The sequence below is a fragment of the Agrobacterium sp. ST15.13.013 genome, from assembly GCF_027956525.1.
In the GTDB taxonomy this organism is placed as follows: domain Bacteria; phylum Pseudomonadota; class Alphaproteobacteria; order Rhizobiales; family Rhizobiaceae; genus Agrobacterium; species Agrobacterium salinitolerans.
In genome coordinates this window covers 14,908-28,375 of record NZ_JAQKGP010000039.1, presented here as the reverse complement: position 1 = coordinate 28,375, position 13,468 = coordinate 14,908, and the positions used below count along the sequence as shown (strand labels likewise).

Here is a 13,468-nt window from a genome sequence, read left to right as displayed (position 1 = left end):
TCACCATCTCGAGAGCGGTCTGTTCAGGAGCAGGTTTCTTCAACATGTCCCAATGAATCATAAACCCCCAGCTCACGCCAGGGGTTTGTCAGCAGTCTGAGGCAGCGCCATGCGCTGCCTTTCAAGGTTTGGTCCGGATGATCAGTGAGAAATGTAACCGAATACTGGCCACTCCCGCTCCAACCCTTTGATACTTGAACCCACGAACCTCAAAGCACAAGTACTTTTGGCCACCCAGGATGCCGAAATTGGCCAATGGCATGAACCGAAAGAAAAGCCGGGATGAAACCCGGCTTGAATTCGCGTAAATTGTCTCGATGCCTACAGTAACAATTGCCGATTGGGACTGCCATGCGGCTGAGGTCCCACCATTGAACGCTTGCTCTGCCGATCCGAAATGATCGAGTTTTGACGCATCATCAGAATCCGCATTTCGATTGGATCTACTCGAAGAGTTGCAAGTCCGATTTCACTTTCGTCCCAGCCAACTTTTGAGAGTTTTTCAGAGCGGATCAAATTGATTGCCTCGATGAACGTGCATCCGCAACGCTTGATCGAAGTATGTAAATCGTGGAGCTCATTCATGTCCGTGCAGTTTGCAACGGATCGAAGGTTCGCTAGTAGACTGGTAACTTGCTCGGCCGGGTATCGAGGAATAATCCTGGCGCCGGGTCGTTGCTTCACTTTGAAGGATGGCTTCAAAAGGCCGCCGTTGACGAGCTGCCGGCCTAATTTGCGCGTGACCCCAAGTTTAGCAATGACCTCTTTCTGATTAAATGTTGCAGCCATTTCCGTGACAAGTCGGTCGACGGCTTGGGCTTCGACGAGATTTCTGTCTCTACCGCTTGCTCCACTGGGGAGTAATCCTGCGTCCAGCACGAGTTTGTTGAGGCGCTCGAACGGAATACCGTGGGCTTTTGAGGCAGAGTGGATCGTGTGGAACTTTCTGGAAGTGATCGGCCCGAAGAATTCATCCCCGGGTCCGAGCGGGAGATTGTGAATAGCCACATCGCGCATAATATCTCGGATCGGGTCAAATGCAGCTTCGGTCGTCCGATGGGCAAGGGTTAGATAAAGACGACCGAAGATGGATCGCTCACCGCCGGAACCTTTCCCGCGGTGAAAATCATTCATTTGAGCCTCCAGGTATTGGCGGAATGCAGGTTCCCCTTCTTTAAGAAGATCGTATCCAGCACCGCTGCTCGTTGACCATTCCCGGTCGCCGAATCCCGATGAGCGGAACAGGTTTCCGTGCAACAGAGATGCGCCCACAATTTCACAAAGGCGGATAGCGACATATAGCGGCAGGGAGTCAAGCCAGTCGGCCCCGGACCTGTCGCCTTTCAACCTCTTCTCGACATATGTCTGAAGATTGTCCGGTTCTGCAGCTTCAGCAGACGCCATGAGTCCTGGAATCCTGGAAGATTCCGCAGCAAGGTTGGCCGCAAAGTCGTGCTGGAACGGCGATCTCGCGAGTTCGGCACTCGAGACGAGCCGAACGCCGTGCCGCTTGCAGGTGCGGATAACGGAAACGTGCCAATGCAGGCGTCCGTATGCCCGAAAACCTCGCCGACCGCCGCAGCGATGTTCGTCTTCGCTCACGCAAAAGGGGCAAAAACGAAACCGAAGCCTTTGCATCTCATGCCGGCTGAGCACCTGACCTGAGATTTGATAGATGTACTTGTCTCCGAGGATAACCCCCGTAGAGAGCGACGATTTCGGCATATCCAGAACTGCGGCGAAGGTCTCCAAATCCTTCTCTCGTCCGGCAACGATGCCTTGGAACTGCAGTTGAAGGTGGAAAGCGAAGGCGCGGCGTTTTCGTAGCCACATGCCGCCGCAAGTCGCGAGAAATAGCTGGCGACGGTTTCGTGGCCAGCGTGGAAGGGAAGCAATTCGGCAAGTCTGCTCATTGTGGGCGAACTCCGTACCGGGTTGCATTCTTTCCCTTGGACCTCAGCCTTTCGGCTTCCCAGACCCGATCGTCGTCGCGGAGCAGCGCGGTTGCGGGGTCGAGTTCCTCCCAGTTGGCGGCGGTGAAGATGTTCTTGCTAGGCCGGCAACCTGAGAAGGAGGCGTAGGTCTTCGCAAAGTCATCGATCGTGACACAGTCACGATCTGCATAGATGGCTAACTCGACGGCCGCCCGGATCATCTGGACCACGGACCCGAATTCGGCATCACAGGCGTGCATCAATCGCTTGAGGAACGTGCCCTTTTCCCTGTGCCGCGTTTTGGTCGTTTCCTCGTCGACCTCTTCGACAGTGTCATCAAGCTTGATCCGGATTTCCATGCGAGCGTGTTCCTGCACAATCGTCTCCAGAATGCTTTTCACAAGGTCCGTCGTACCGTCTGCGTCGAGGGTGTCGAAGGGAACGACGGTGCGGCGATTGTAGAGCTGCTTTCGCGCGAGGAAGCTTGCCAGGGGTGCCACGCCTGCAAGGATCAGTCTCACAGGCCAATCCGGCATCTGGGTCAGCGACTTGAATGCGTCGCCGATAACGGTTGCCTCGCGGAGAGAGGCAGTCTCGATAGCGTTCTGGGCCTCGTCGATGAACACCCACATGACCTTGTGAACTTTCAACAGCCGGCGAAACAGCAGCCAGGCCTGATTCTCCTTGATGCCTTCCGGAGGCGCATGACCGAGCGCTTCGAGGCATGAGATAGCCAGCAGGCGAGGCGTACACGGTGACGGAGCATCGACAAGGATGACGGGGTGGATCATAACGCCGTCGTCGTCCACGTAGGACTGCATCGCAGGAATGCTCCCGATATGCTTCATCAGCGCCGTGGTCTTTCCTGCGCCGGAACGCCCGGTGACGGCCACGATCCTCCGCTTGTCAGGCCTCCCGGTGATAGGGGTGAGAACGCTTGCAACCGACGACATCAAAGCAGCTCGCAGGGGCACGTCGCGATCGAGGATCACGTAGTGATCGTACAGTTCCGCGATCCGGTCTGCGATGGCTGCACGGTTGTCTCCGATCAGCCCACGGACGTGATCGATGGCTGCCTGACTGCGCTTTGCGTCGAGGTTCTTGTCAAACATTTCCATGAGTATCTTCCTAGTTTTCAAAGATGTTGGTGGTGATGCGGCGAACGATCGTTGTCTCGTCGTCTAAGGGCCCGTTCGGCTCGTGGGCATGTGCCTCCTGCTCGTGCTGCATGGGCATGGTGCCGAGCTGCGGACGTCCGCCTGCGTCGGCTTCTTCCCGAGCTGCCTTTGCCGTCTTTTTCTTTGCGGCGTAGACAACGGGGTGAATGCCGAGAGCCGCGAACAGCTCGTTGGACGGGTGCCATTCACCCTCTGGACGCAATTCACCTTCGAACGGTCTCTCGACGACGTCGAATGTGCGGTCCATGCTCTTCTCGAAGCGCTGGTAGTCCTCGTCGGCTAACACGGGGCTGAGCAGGCCGGATTCAAGGCGAGCCATTTCCGCCTGGTTTTTGAGCCAGAGGAAGGTTGCCTGGAGAGTGCTGCGGGATACTTTGGCATTTTCGGCATTAAACAAACGGAGCTTCTCAGTTGCCGCCAGCCACTGCCAGATGCTTACACCCTCCAGATCCCGATGGACGCAAGGCACTTCGATCCAGCCGTCCTCGGTCCATACGGAGAGGCTGCCCAGGTTGTGATTGTTGATGCGGGCAATCACCGGAGTTTTGCCGACCCTTCGGCGAATCTTCTGAAGTTCCTTGCTCTGGAACTGCAAGCCAGCGCTCCGGATGCCCTTTTTCGAGATGGTACGCTTGATGTGCGCTCCAAAAAGATGCGTACGAAGCGCTCCTGTCGGGCCGGGCATCACGCCGTAGTCTCGGCTGAGTTCCAGCCAACGGTTCTGCGGCGTGGAGCCGTTCAGTTCGGAATGCGGCGCGTTGTGGTACCCGTCGATGGCCCACCGAAGCAGGCACTCGGCAACCTGATCAGCAATCATGTCTGCCTCGGCTTCGGAGTCGTAGTCGCCCTTTTCGACAGACGAACCCCACGTGCGTCCGTTGAAATAGTTGAACATCTGGTGCGAGAGGGTTCGGAACCAGCGCTCGATGAAGCCTCGCCAGGGTGCTTCCCCGGCGGGTGGCAGGAACAAGTCAGTGCCCATGTCGTTCACCGCGATCCGAAACGAGCGGTTGGCAAAGTACGCTGCGCTATCGACTGCGATAGTCTCGATAGTGCCACCCTGAATCCATGCGGTTGAGCATCCGAGACGGCGCGCGATATCAGTCTTGTCGCGGGTTGACATTTCCAGGACTGTCATTGCCGATTTGTTAGACGGCGGACGAGCACTGACGTAGAGCGCTGTCAGGCCTCTGCTGGCCACATCGATCCCCGCCGAGATCCACAATCGGATCCGCTTGACCTTGGCGCGCTCGGTCTTCGACATCGTTTTCCAGACACCGATCATCGCCAGTACTGTGTGGAGGTCGGTTTCGTGATCATCGACTTCCACGCGCTCGCCCGCCCGGACGACGTCGATGCCGCCGTGCTCGGGTTGCCATTTGCGCTTGGCGGCTTCCTTGCCGTCGTGTGCAAGGTCGCGCTTCATCTCGGGGAGATCTGCATACCGATTGCGCAGCGTGCTCTCGCACGGAATCCTGAGTTGGTCGCCGGCACCGCGCGTTTTGTTTTCCGCCTCCATGGCGGTAACCATGTCGGCATGGATTCTTGCGAGGTCGGGATCGGTACGCGAGCAGGCGGCGGCGATCGCAGCGTTCAGGTGAATGAGCTCGTCCGCTGTGAAATACTCCTGGCGCTCGTCGCGATACTGGTTCCGGAGAAAGACCGGATCGAAGTCGTTTTCTTCCATTGTCTGCATCCAGTTCTTCAATGTGGACGGGGTCGGTTCGACGAGGGTGACGGTCTTCTCCTTTGTGCGGTAAGTCGCCTTCGGCGAGCTCGCCAACTGGTGTGCGCGCCATTTCAGAGAAATGAGCGGGATCACCCGCAAAAGGGAGTCGCGTGACTTGCTGACGCGAGGCGGAAGCGGCATCCCATCCATGCGCGCAAGTCTGCACTTTTTCCTGTAGTCGGCCCGCATCTCGTAGAAGGACCGAACGAAGTATTCTCTTTTGAGGACCGTTTCCTGATCGCTCGGGTTCATACCGCTGAGTTTGTCTGCACCTTTCAACCGGGCGCGCGCCTTCGTTTCGGCGTAGAAGTCCTTCTCGATCGTCATCGGATTGCCCGGACGGTTGAGTGCCTCCGTGATGTCGACCTGGCTGAATGTCACTGTCGCCTGGGTCTCGTCCATGCGCTGGAGCGCGGCACCGTTTCGGTCGCAGTACAGGACACAATAGTCGATGCCGCGATCACGAACGCGGGCCTTGACGGGAAGGCGGTTGAACACCGGCAGCACGGCACCGTGCTGTAGTGAGAGGAGGGCGGGAAGTTTGGTTTCCATTTTTTCCTTTCAGGCGGCGTTGTGGTTGAAGGCGACGAAGGGGGCATCCACCAGCTTGAGGTCGGGACGGCTGGGCAGTAGGATCTCGTCGTGGATCAGGCACCAGACGGCGTTCCAAGCGGCCGCGGAGTCATCGAAGATGCTGGTCAGCGTCATGAGCGACACGGTTCCGTCGAATTTCGAGGCGTGGTTCGCCAGGCGGGCATTGTCGTTGGCGACCGATCCCTTGAGCGCACGAAGGATGCTCTTTGCGTTCCACCCGCGGTCGTTGGTGATCTCCCGTTCGGTCAGGATGATCGCCTCGTCGGCGAAGCCCGCGAGCGAGCCGGAGTTGATCCGTTCGATCGTGTGACGGAGGTCGTCCTTGTCTAGCTGCCAGGATGGTCGAACACCGACGACGATCCGGTAGCCATTGCCCGCCATCGTCGCCCGGAAGTCGACGGTGTGTTGTTTGTCACCGTCGTCGCGGGGGACGATGATGGCTTCGGGCTGATCCTCGACCTTGGCGACATGCTTGGAGGCACAGAGCATGTAGGCGAGGTTCATCTCGTATGTACTGGCGTAGCTGATTGCCGAGCGTGTCTTCGGATTGGTAATGGTGCCGCGGGAATGGCCCTTCGTTCTGGCCGGGTACCATCGGGTGGGCGTCGGCTCCTCGGTCGGCATCCAAAGCCATGGGAGGCTGACGAGGTCGGCATAGTTCTCCTCCTCATCGTGGACATCGATCGGGAAGGGCCGGATCCGTCCCGAGATAAGCGGATTGTCCGGCTTGAGGAAGACGGTCTCGGAAGGAAGCGGGATTTGGGTCCGGTCGTGGCCGGATTCCAGCTCTTTCATGAAGCGGATAAGTTGTCTGACGCGGGTCATTGAAGGCTCCGTTGAACGCAGGTGTGCGATGCCGGCCGCGCTGCGCGGCCGAGCGAGGGCTATCTGGTGAAGGGTGTGCTAGGGCCGGGGCGGCCCGCGCGGTGTCATGGGGTGAGGATCTCCCGTCGACGACCGTCGGAGAGGCGATGGCCCCGGCTCGCGGGTAATACTTTCCGGAAAGCGTGCACCTCGGCATCGCTTTCGAAATGCTGGACGGCGCCCGTTTGGCGTGGTGACGCTGACCAGGTAGCGGTTTCGAGCCGCCAGCTCAGTGTATTTGCGGCTCAATCGCCTGGAGTCCGGCGAGTCTCAGTGATACCTCCGGCTCCCTCAAGCCTTCGGCCCAAAGCGACCTGCGCATGACGCCGACGGGACCCTTCTCCACCATCAACGGCTCTCGAAGCATGACTTTTGCGATTTCGTCATCTTCACGAAACGAGTGCGCCAAGGTTGAGAACAGGTCGCGAGAGGGGATGGGCAAGCTGATCCCCAGCCGGCGCAGGGCCGGACCTGCTTCATGTTCGATCAGGCAAATGAGAAGCTCGTGGGCCGTTTCATCGTCGATTCCCAGCAACTGGGTCTGCTGAATGATTACGTTCAACGTAGCAGCGAAGGTCGTCGCGAGCATCGGCTGCTCCTGCAGAATATGGCCTGACCACCGGAGCACGGCGGGATGGAAGTCGGCCAGAGTCGTGAAGTAGGTCGTCATTTGTTCATGGAGCATGTGGCTTCCTCGTTTTGGAGTGGATTGCAGACCGTTTCGGTCGACTGCCGTACTCGGTCGTTGCCGCGCCAGTTGCCGGCGATCGGACAGCGCCGGGCAGGTGGGGTTTGCAGCGCACGACGATGACGTGGCGTGGTGCTAGCCACTTCAGGTGATGGCGTTTGTCTCTTTGGGAGCGGCTCCCACACTCCCGCCCTCTTGAGAAGGAGGACAAGATCGAGGGCGAACTCGTCCACTTCTACGGGGAGCACTTGGAGCAGACCCTTGTCCATGACAGCGGGTTTTCGGGTGCGCATCGAGCTGGTTTTGATGGTCATCCTGTTCTGGCTCCCCAATCAACGACGACGCCAAAGATTCAGAAAACTGTCGTGCTCATGGACGAGCGCGGTTTCGGTCGCCAGACCGAAATAGTACTCCTGCATAGGCAGGCAGGATTTGAGCAAGTTGACGCGGCAAGACGTGCCAAGGCGCGTGAGGCGGACCGCGTTGCGGAACGTCTGAAAATCGCATGCACGCAGCCCGCGGCGATGGCATTCGGCTTTCATCGCCATGTAACGCGACGAGAGGTCTTCGAAGCGCTTCGCACGGATGCACTTGCGCGCAAAGTCACGCTGGATTTCGATCTCTGCCTTGGTGAAAGCCGTCGGCAAGACCTGAATGGAGACGTCGGATGCAGTGCTCATGTGGGTATCCTTCTTAGTGAAGTGCGGACGTGCGCCGTCGATCTCCGGAGTTGCCCGGAGTGCGGCATTTCTTGAACTTCGGAGAGACGCCGCGCGCGGCGCAGGTCAGTTCAGGGAGGATCGCGTGCGGATCTATTCCACGTTGGTGTCGGCATTGGCGAATCTTTCTTCATAGCACGGGTGGGCGTTCCCGGCAGGCAATGCCAGGGCGAAATCAGACGGAAATGTCGGCGGGAAATCAGGCTATGACGAGGACCACGGCAGAGGTCAGCAGGCGCAGGGGGATGACTTCATTTGCTGGGTACATCGTGAAACTCCATCGCAGTCATTAGCTACAATGTCGTTCCTAAATGACGCTCGGAAACTTGTCCGCCGACCTAAGGCTGCATCGTTAGAAATAGTGAAATTCTTCGGAGGTCGCCCGTTTGGAAGCATCAAGCTCCCCTCACGCGGTGCAGGGGCGCACCTGTGGCGTCAGTGTCAGACCTGACCCTTCACGGATATCGATATCTGTATCATCGGTACCTCCGGCGCCTCCTCGGGCGTGAGTAGTAAGGCAGATTGCAGGCGCGGCGTCTACAGAAAAATATGAAGCTATATCATATTGTTAAATGTTCTTCTTAAGTTCTCGTGTCAACAATTGAGAGAACTTCGAGCGACGAATCCTTTTCTACCCGGTTTGTCTCTTGCGTGCGTGCAACGGATTCTTCCCTCACCAGCAGGGAGGTCGAATCCATGGGATATTTCACGCAGCTCATGATCGAGGCGAAGGAGCGCTACGGGCATATCCTGACGGAGAGAAATCTCGTTATGCGTGGAGAGCGCGGAGATGGCGGACTGACCCTGGTGTTCAGGACGCGCGATCCTAACGGCTGGAGGCTACCAGTCGAACTCTACGTCCCGGGCAAAGCCGAAACACGCAAGGATCGGGCGGAGTGGGAGGACGTCCAGGTTACCGCCGAAATCAATACCGAGGTGAAATTCGGGGATGATGGGTGGTTCGGGTACATTCCGAGGCAGTTTGAGCAGGAACAATACCTGGAGGGGGACGACATGGCCCTGTTCGTCAACGCGATCGGCGTCTACTTGAAGGACGTCGTTCTTGTTCCATTGCATGAGAGCGACAAGGAGATCTCGCAGGAAGTGGCGATGGCTTACGAGGAGTTCAGCGATCTATGCGGCCCGGATGGTCCCGAGATAGCCTTCTCGACCGATGGTAAAGTGGAGACGCTCACGGTCCAGGATTCCGCCGGACGCGAGGTCAGCTTCGCGTGGGGGTGCAGCGGCGTAGGCCTGCTTTACGTCGACGGGAAGCAGGTCAGGCGGATGGAAAATCCTGCGCCGTGGGAGATCCAGAGAGCAATCGGAAAGCATTTCAGGGAGTGGACAGGTCCTCAGCCTCGGCAGTCTCTGTGACTTGCCCGGCGCTTTGCCGGGCTTGCTGATATTCGTGCGCGTTGCGCTTTCGGGCGCGACGGTTTCTCTTTGCCTTAGCCCGTAGCTTCTGCAGGTCCGGAAACTTCGTGCCGTAGTGGTCCCTCAACTCCTCGACGTCCTCAATCGTCATTGCGTTCAGCATGAACCTCGTCGAGCCCGTTGATGTTACACTCTTCACGCCGATCAAGGATTCGCTGAAGGGGACAAGCGGCGGCGCGTCGATCGAATTTGGCATTCGGCCCGAGAGCGCCCGCGCGATGGCTAGACCCACCGCCTTCGACATTTGCGGCGGGAATGCGTTTCCGATCTGGTGGAACTGCCGGTCCGCCTTGCCTTCAAATTTCCATGCCCGCGGGAACCCTTGTAGCACCCGCGCAACATCGACGGTCAGATAGGGAAGGGTTGTTGGGTCTTCGATGCTTCCAAGTGGGGCCGGTCCGTCACCGACGTGCTTCGGGTCGATGGCAAAGCCGAGTTCGTTCTCCCATCTCCACTTCATCTTGCCTTTGTTCTTGTAGAGGCTCGACGTGACCGTGGTGGAGACCTTGCTTCCATACGTCGCGAGCCAATTTTCCGCCCACTGGTCGTAGACGGCATCACCCAGCCCGCGATGTGGAAAGATCACGTCTGCTAGGGCTTCTCCATTGGTGCTCGTGATCCCGTCCTTCGGTAGTGAGAACAGTCCGGGTTCGTCCTTGTGCACGCCGACCAGCACCACCCGTGGGCGCGACTGGGCAAGGCCGAAGTCGTGGGCGTTCAGCTTGTGCAGGCCGATGCGGTAGTCGAGTGCCTTTAGTCGCCGGAACACGCTGGCGCGATATTTGAGGAACTTCTTGTCCGTGAAGCCTTCGACGTTCTCGAAGAAGAAAGCGCGAGGTCTGACGACCTTCACATATCGGATCGCCTCATCGAACAGATTCCTGCTGTCGCTTGCACCGAGTTGCTTCCCGGCCTGAGAGAACGGTCTACACTCCACGCCTCCGGCAAGCAGATCGATGCCTTGGAATTGTTGGAGATCCCGATCCGAAACCTTCTCCAGGCGCTTTCGGGTGACGGGCCACCTCCAGTTCTTCTTCAGGGTACGAGTGGCATTGAGATCCATGTCGTAGAGCCCCGCGGGTTCGAAGCCCGCTCTGAGCAGGCCTATCGCCTGACCGCCAGCACCCGCACATATTTCCAAAAACCTCAAGGGCTTGGTGGCCTCAGTATTTTCATCAGACTCCGGCTCCGGCTCCGGCTCCGGATCGCAGGGTAGCAGATAGGCGAGGGCGTCCTGAAGCTCAGTCTGCCAGAGATACCCATGTTCGAAGGCAAAGCCGCTGAACTTGCCGTACCACGCAAACTTCCCATCGGCGAAGCGTTTCAGGGATTCATGGGCGGCCGCGAGCTTGTGCCGATGCGAGCCCGTTCTGAAGCCGGTGACGCCCTTTACCGGAAGATCGACCTCGCCGTAGACCGACCTGAATTCACGGAGGACGATTCTTGCGTTGGATCTCAATCTAATGGCTGCGGAAATGCATGCCTCGGACCGATCAACGACATCCTCGTTCGGATCGCAGGGTGGCTGCCCGACGAAGCGCTCCGTGAATGCGTCAATCTCGGAAAGGAGCGTGGCGACGTTTTCGCCGAGCGCCTGGACGCGGAGGTGCGACTGCTTTGAAGCCGCGGCCGTCATCGCGCGCTGGCGGCCCCGTTCGGCATAGGCGTTCGCTCCGATACTGTTGCGGATTGTCAGACGACGAAGTCTGGCAACGGTTGGGATATCGACCTCGGTTCCGTCTGCAAGAGCGTCCAGCGCAGCTTGACGGGTATCGGCATCGGTCGCGATCAGCGCCTTCACCACGTGGAATGGGACGCAGCGCTTGCGCAGGAGTGGCTCGCAGGATCCAAGAGTCTCGTCGAAGGCGAAGATCGACGGCAGATCGCTACGTGGGATGCCGCATTCGACAACCAGAAAACTGCGGAGATCGTCGTCACTCATCGTCGAGCGCATCCGGCCGATATTGGCGATCATGTCAAACTGGGCTTTGGCAATGGATTTGCGGTTCGCCAGGATTCGCTTCATCAGCGCCCCCGGATCCTCCCTCGTCAAGTTGTCTATCGTCTCAGCCATCGCCAGCCTCTGTTGTCATTGCTGTCTAGCAGGGCGGTCCTTCTGTCCCGGAAATAGATTCGATCGGATTTTAACTATCCTGTTCGAATTTTGCCGGTCATACCGATGGCGAGATGTCGTGCGCCTCGCAGATTGTGGATGTTGGGAAGGCGGAAGTCTCTGTCGATGGAAAGGGGGCTATTTTCAGCCTCACGTCCGCTAATCGATCAGTGGGAATTCTCGAAAGGGGATTGGGCACAAGGCCGCCATTCGCCTGTCATTCTGCGCGTATGCATGAAGTCGGCGCTGCGCCCACGCGAATCATCGGTTAGTCGACAAGTCTCCTTTCTATTAAAGTCGAGGGATTTTTGCGGCATTAGGTAGCAAAAACCACCAGACCTGAAACGGCTACTATTCTACCCTCGTTCCATTGGAAAACGGGGCCTCGAATGAGTGTAGCGTATGAGTTGAAGCAGAAGCGGGCCGCCCTGACCGAAAGGTTGCAGCAGCTTGAAAGAGAGCGGGTCGACATCCAGGAACTGATCGGCGCACTCGACCGTGTCATCCTAAGCTACGAGCCCGACTACCAGGCATCGGCGCTGACGAGACCTGAACAGGGTAACCGCTCTCGAAAGGCCAAGCCGTCGTCGTCCGAGGTGAAAGCGGCCATGAACGGCGTAAACAAGCGCCAAGCGGTCTTGGAGGTCCTGCGCGAGGCAGGAGAACCGATTTCGGTGACCGACTGCGCAGCGAAGTTTGCAGCCAAGATCGGCATCCCGAGCGAGCCAGCCAATCTCTCAGACATCGCACACCGCCTGTCGGCGGTCCTTACCCAACTGACGACTGCGGGACGCGTTCGGCAGTCCGGCCAGTTCGACGGTCGCAAGGTTCTATGGGAGGTCGCCGCTTAGCCTTCCCAGATCAGGTCCGGCGGTTTGTTGCCCTGCCAGTACCCACACAGATAGCGTGACGTGGGGCGAGACAGTGCCTTGCCCAACACCTGGAAAGTATGACTGCGATTGCTCACCTGTCGGCAGTCCTCGCGCCACGCGAGCTCGGCCACGTACCAGTCGAAGTATTTCAACGAAAACCGATGGTGGATGCCGACATAGGCCCGTTGGACCCGCGAGAAGAAACTCTCGACCTGATTGGTGTTCGTGCCATCGTCGGTCTGATATGCCTTTGAGTGGTTGACGCGTTGCAGCTTGTTCAAGCCAGCCAGGTCGTTATAGCTGCCATGCTCGTCAGCGAAGACCGTCCCCTCCCGCGACACGTGATCTCGAACGGCCGCCCAGGCTGCGTTGCTGTCTTCGTCTCGGATGATCCGGGTGAACGTCTGGCCTCTCAGTCCGCGCTGGCGGATCGCAAGAGCGCACAGACGTTTCATGTTCTGGTATTTCCTGAGCCGGCGGTCGATGCGATCCTCGGCCTTGTTTTCAGGACGGATGTGGCCGCCAGCGTACTTGCCGTCAATCTCCACCTCGCCATCCAGCACCATCTCCTCCCTGCGCCAAGCGATCGCCTCGCGCAGCTTCATAAGGAGGACCCAGGCGGTCTTGTATTGGACGCCGATCTCGCGCGAGAGCTGGAGCGCGGCTTTGCCTTTCACCGAGTTCGCCGAGAACCAGATGGCGATGAGCATCTTTTTGAAGCTCAGCTTGCGTGCATGGAACACTGTGCCAGAGGTGACGCTGAACACTGCCTTGCAGGTCTTCTCGGTGCATTTGAAGCGGTTGCGGCTCATCTTGTGGCAGCGCAACGTTCCGCACTTGGGGCAGTAAGGCTCGCCCTCCGTTTCGTGCCAGCGCAGGCGCTTAAACCAGTTGTAGGCAGTCGTGTCCCGCATCTTGGCGAGATCGAGCACCGTCAGCGTTCGGCACTCTGGCGAGAGCAGGAAATGCTGGCCCTTGGGCGTGTCGTCGGGGTTCGCCATGGCTCAACCCCTCCGCGATCCGGAGCAAGGCCGGGCGTATTTCCAAGCCCCCGCCCAAGGCACTGACGGCTAACACCGCAGCGTGCGGGCGATGGACAGCGGTAGCGATGGCGTTGAGGGTCATGTTCAGGCTCCAGAAGAAGTCGACGGCAGGCACAGCGGATCGGCGGCCGAAAATGGCCGCGGGGAGATCAGAGCTGTATGCGTACCATCCTGAACATGATCTAAGTCGATACCTGAACTTCCTGGAAAAGTCGATCGGAAGAGTTCTAAATGGTTAATTCTCAAGGAGCGATCGACTGCCGTTTGCTGGCGATTCGAGCGATGCCCACGGCCGCA

General features: G+C 58.4%; 10 protein-coding genes. 2 read left to right on the top strand and 8 right to left on the bottom strand.

Going from position 1 to position 13,468, the window contains the following annotated elements:
* Positions 1-321 precede the first annotated feature (321 nt).
* From PL597_RS24590 to PL597_RS24565, 6 genes are all read right to left on the bottom strand, one after another.
* Positions 322-1,941 carry a TniQ family protein gene (locus PL597_RS24590; protein WP_271366491.1) on the bottom strand — a complete coding sequence of 540 codons (1,620 nt, stop codon included), beginning with the start codon at positions 1,939-1,941 and terminating at the stop codon, positions 322-324.
* Complete coding sequence (locus tag PL597_RS24585; protein ID WP_271366490.1) at positions 1,910-3,052, bottom strand: ATP-binding protein; 1,143 nt, start codon at positions 3,050-3,052, stop codon at positions 1,910-1,912. Before PL597_RS24585 ends, PL597_RS24590 begins: the two co-directional genes overlap by 32 nt.
* A gap of 10 nt (positions 3,053-3,062) precedes the next feature.
* On the bottom strand, positions 3,063-5,393 hold the full coding sequence (locus PL597_RS24580; RefSeq protein WP_271366487.1) for a Mu transposase C-terminal domain-containing protein: 2,331 nt from the start codon (positions 5,391-5,393) through the stop codon (positions 3,063-3,065).
* Between the two features lie 9 nt (positions 5,394-5,402).
* On the bottom strand, positions 5,403-6,260 hold the full coding sequence (locus PL597_RS24575; protein ID WP_271366486.1) for a hypothetical protein: 858 nt from the start codon (positions 6,258-6,260) through the stop codon (positions 5,403-5,405).
* 268 nt (positions 6,261-6,528) lie between these two features.
* Entirely contained in the window at positions 6,529-6,984 is a 456-nt protein-coding gene (locus PL597_RS24570) for a hypothetical protein (RefSeq protein ID WP_271366484.1), read from the bottom strand.
* Between the two features lie 335 nt (positions 6,985-7,319).
* Positions 7,320-7,667, bottom strand: coding sequence for a hypothetical protein (locus PL597_RS24565; protein ID WP_271366482.1), 348 nt, complete (start codon positions 7,665-7,667; stop codon positions 7,320-7,322).
* A 735-nt stretch (positions 7,668-8,402) separates the two neighbouring features.
* Between PL597_RS24565 and PL597_RS24560 the strand changes: the two genes are divergently transcribed.
* Entirely contained in the window at positions 8,403-9,083 is a 681-nt protein-coding gene (locus PL597_RS24560) for a hypothetical protein (RefSeq protein ID WP_271366480.1), read from the top strand.
* Here the strand turns inward: PL597_RS24560 and PL597_RS24555 are convergent.
* Positions 9,043-11,217, bottom strand: coding sequence for a DNA cytosine methyltransferase (locus PL597_RS24555; protein WP_271366478.1), 2,175 nt, complete (start codon positions 11,215-11,217; stop codon positions 9,043-9,045). The two genes, PL597_RS24560 and PL597_RS24555, sit on opposite strands and share 41 nt — an antisense overlap.
* 428 nt (positions 11,218-11,645) lie before the next feature.
* Here PL597_RS24555 and PL597_RS24550 point away from each other — a divergent pair, with 428 nt between their 5' ends.
* A complete protein-coding gene (locus PL597_RS24550) occupies positions 11,646-12,107 on the top strand; it encodes a hypothetical protein (RefSeq protein ID WP_112852549.1) in 462 nt (153 codons plus the stop codon).
* Here PL597_RS24550 and PL597_RS24545 read toward each other — a convergent pair.
* On the bottom strand, positions 12,104-13,129 hold the full coding sequence (locus PL597_RS24545) for an IS1595 family transposase (RefSeq protein ID WP_271366477.1): 1,026 nt from the start codon (positions 13,127-13,129) through the stop codon (positions 12,104-12,106). The genes PL597_RS24550 and PL597_RS24545 overlap by 4 nt on opposite strands.
* Between the last annotated feature and the right edge of the window lie 339 nt (positions 13,130-13,468).

Coding starts and splice junctions, on each gene's coding strand:
- PL597_RS24590 (WP_271366491.1), bottom strand. CDS start 1,941: ATGCAACCCGGTACGGAGTTCGCCCACAATGAGCAGACTTGCCGAATT.
- PL597_RS24585 (WP_271366490.1), bottom strand. CDS start 3,052: ATGGAAATGTTTGACAAGAACCTCGACGCAAAGCGCAGTCAGGCAGCC.
- PL597_RS24580 (WP_271366487.1), bottom strand. CDS start 5,393: ATGGAAACCAAACTTCCCGCCCTCCTCTCACTACAGCACGGTGCCGTG.
- PL597_RS24575 (WP_271366486.1), bottom strand. CDS start 6,260: ATGACCCGCGTCAGACAACTTATCCGCTTCATGAAAGAGCTGGAATCC.
- PL597_RS24570 (WP_271366484.1), bottom strand. CDS start 6,984: ATGCTCCATGAACAAATGACGACCTACTTCACGACTCTGGCCGACTTC.
- PL597_RS24565 (WP_271366482.1), bottom strand. CDS start 7,667: ATGAGCACTGCATCCGACGTCTCCATTCAGGTCTTGCCGACGGCTTTC.
- PL597_RS24560 (WP_271366480.1), top strand. CDS start 8,403: ATGGGATATTTCACGCAGCTCATGATCGAGGCGAAGGAGCGCTACGGG.
- PL597_RS24555 (WP_271366478.1), bottom strand. CDS start 11,217: ATGGCTGAGACGATAGACAACTTGACGAGGGAGGATCCGGGGGCGCTG.
- PL597_RS24550 (WP_112852549.1), top strand. CDS start 11,646: ATGAGTGTAGCGTATGAGTTGAAGCAGAAGCGGGCCGCCCTGACCGAA.
- PL597_RS24545 (WP_271366477.1), bottom strand. CDS start 13,129: ATGGCGAACCCCGACGACACGCCCAAGGGCCAGCATTTCCTGCTCTCG.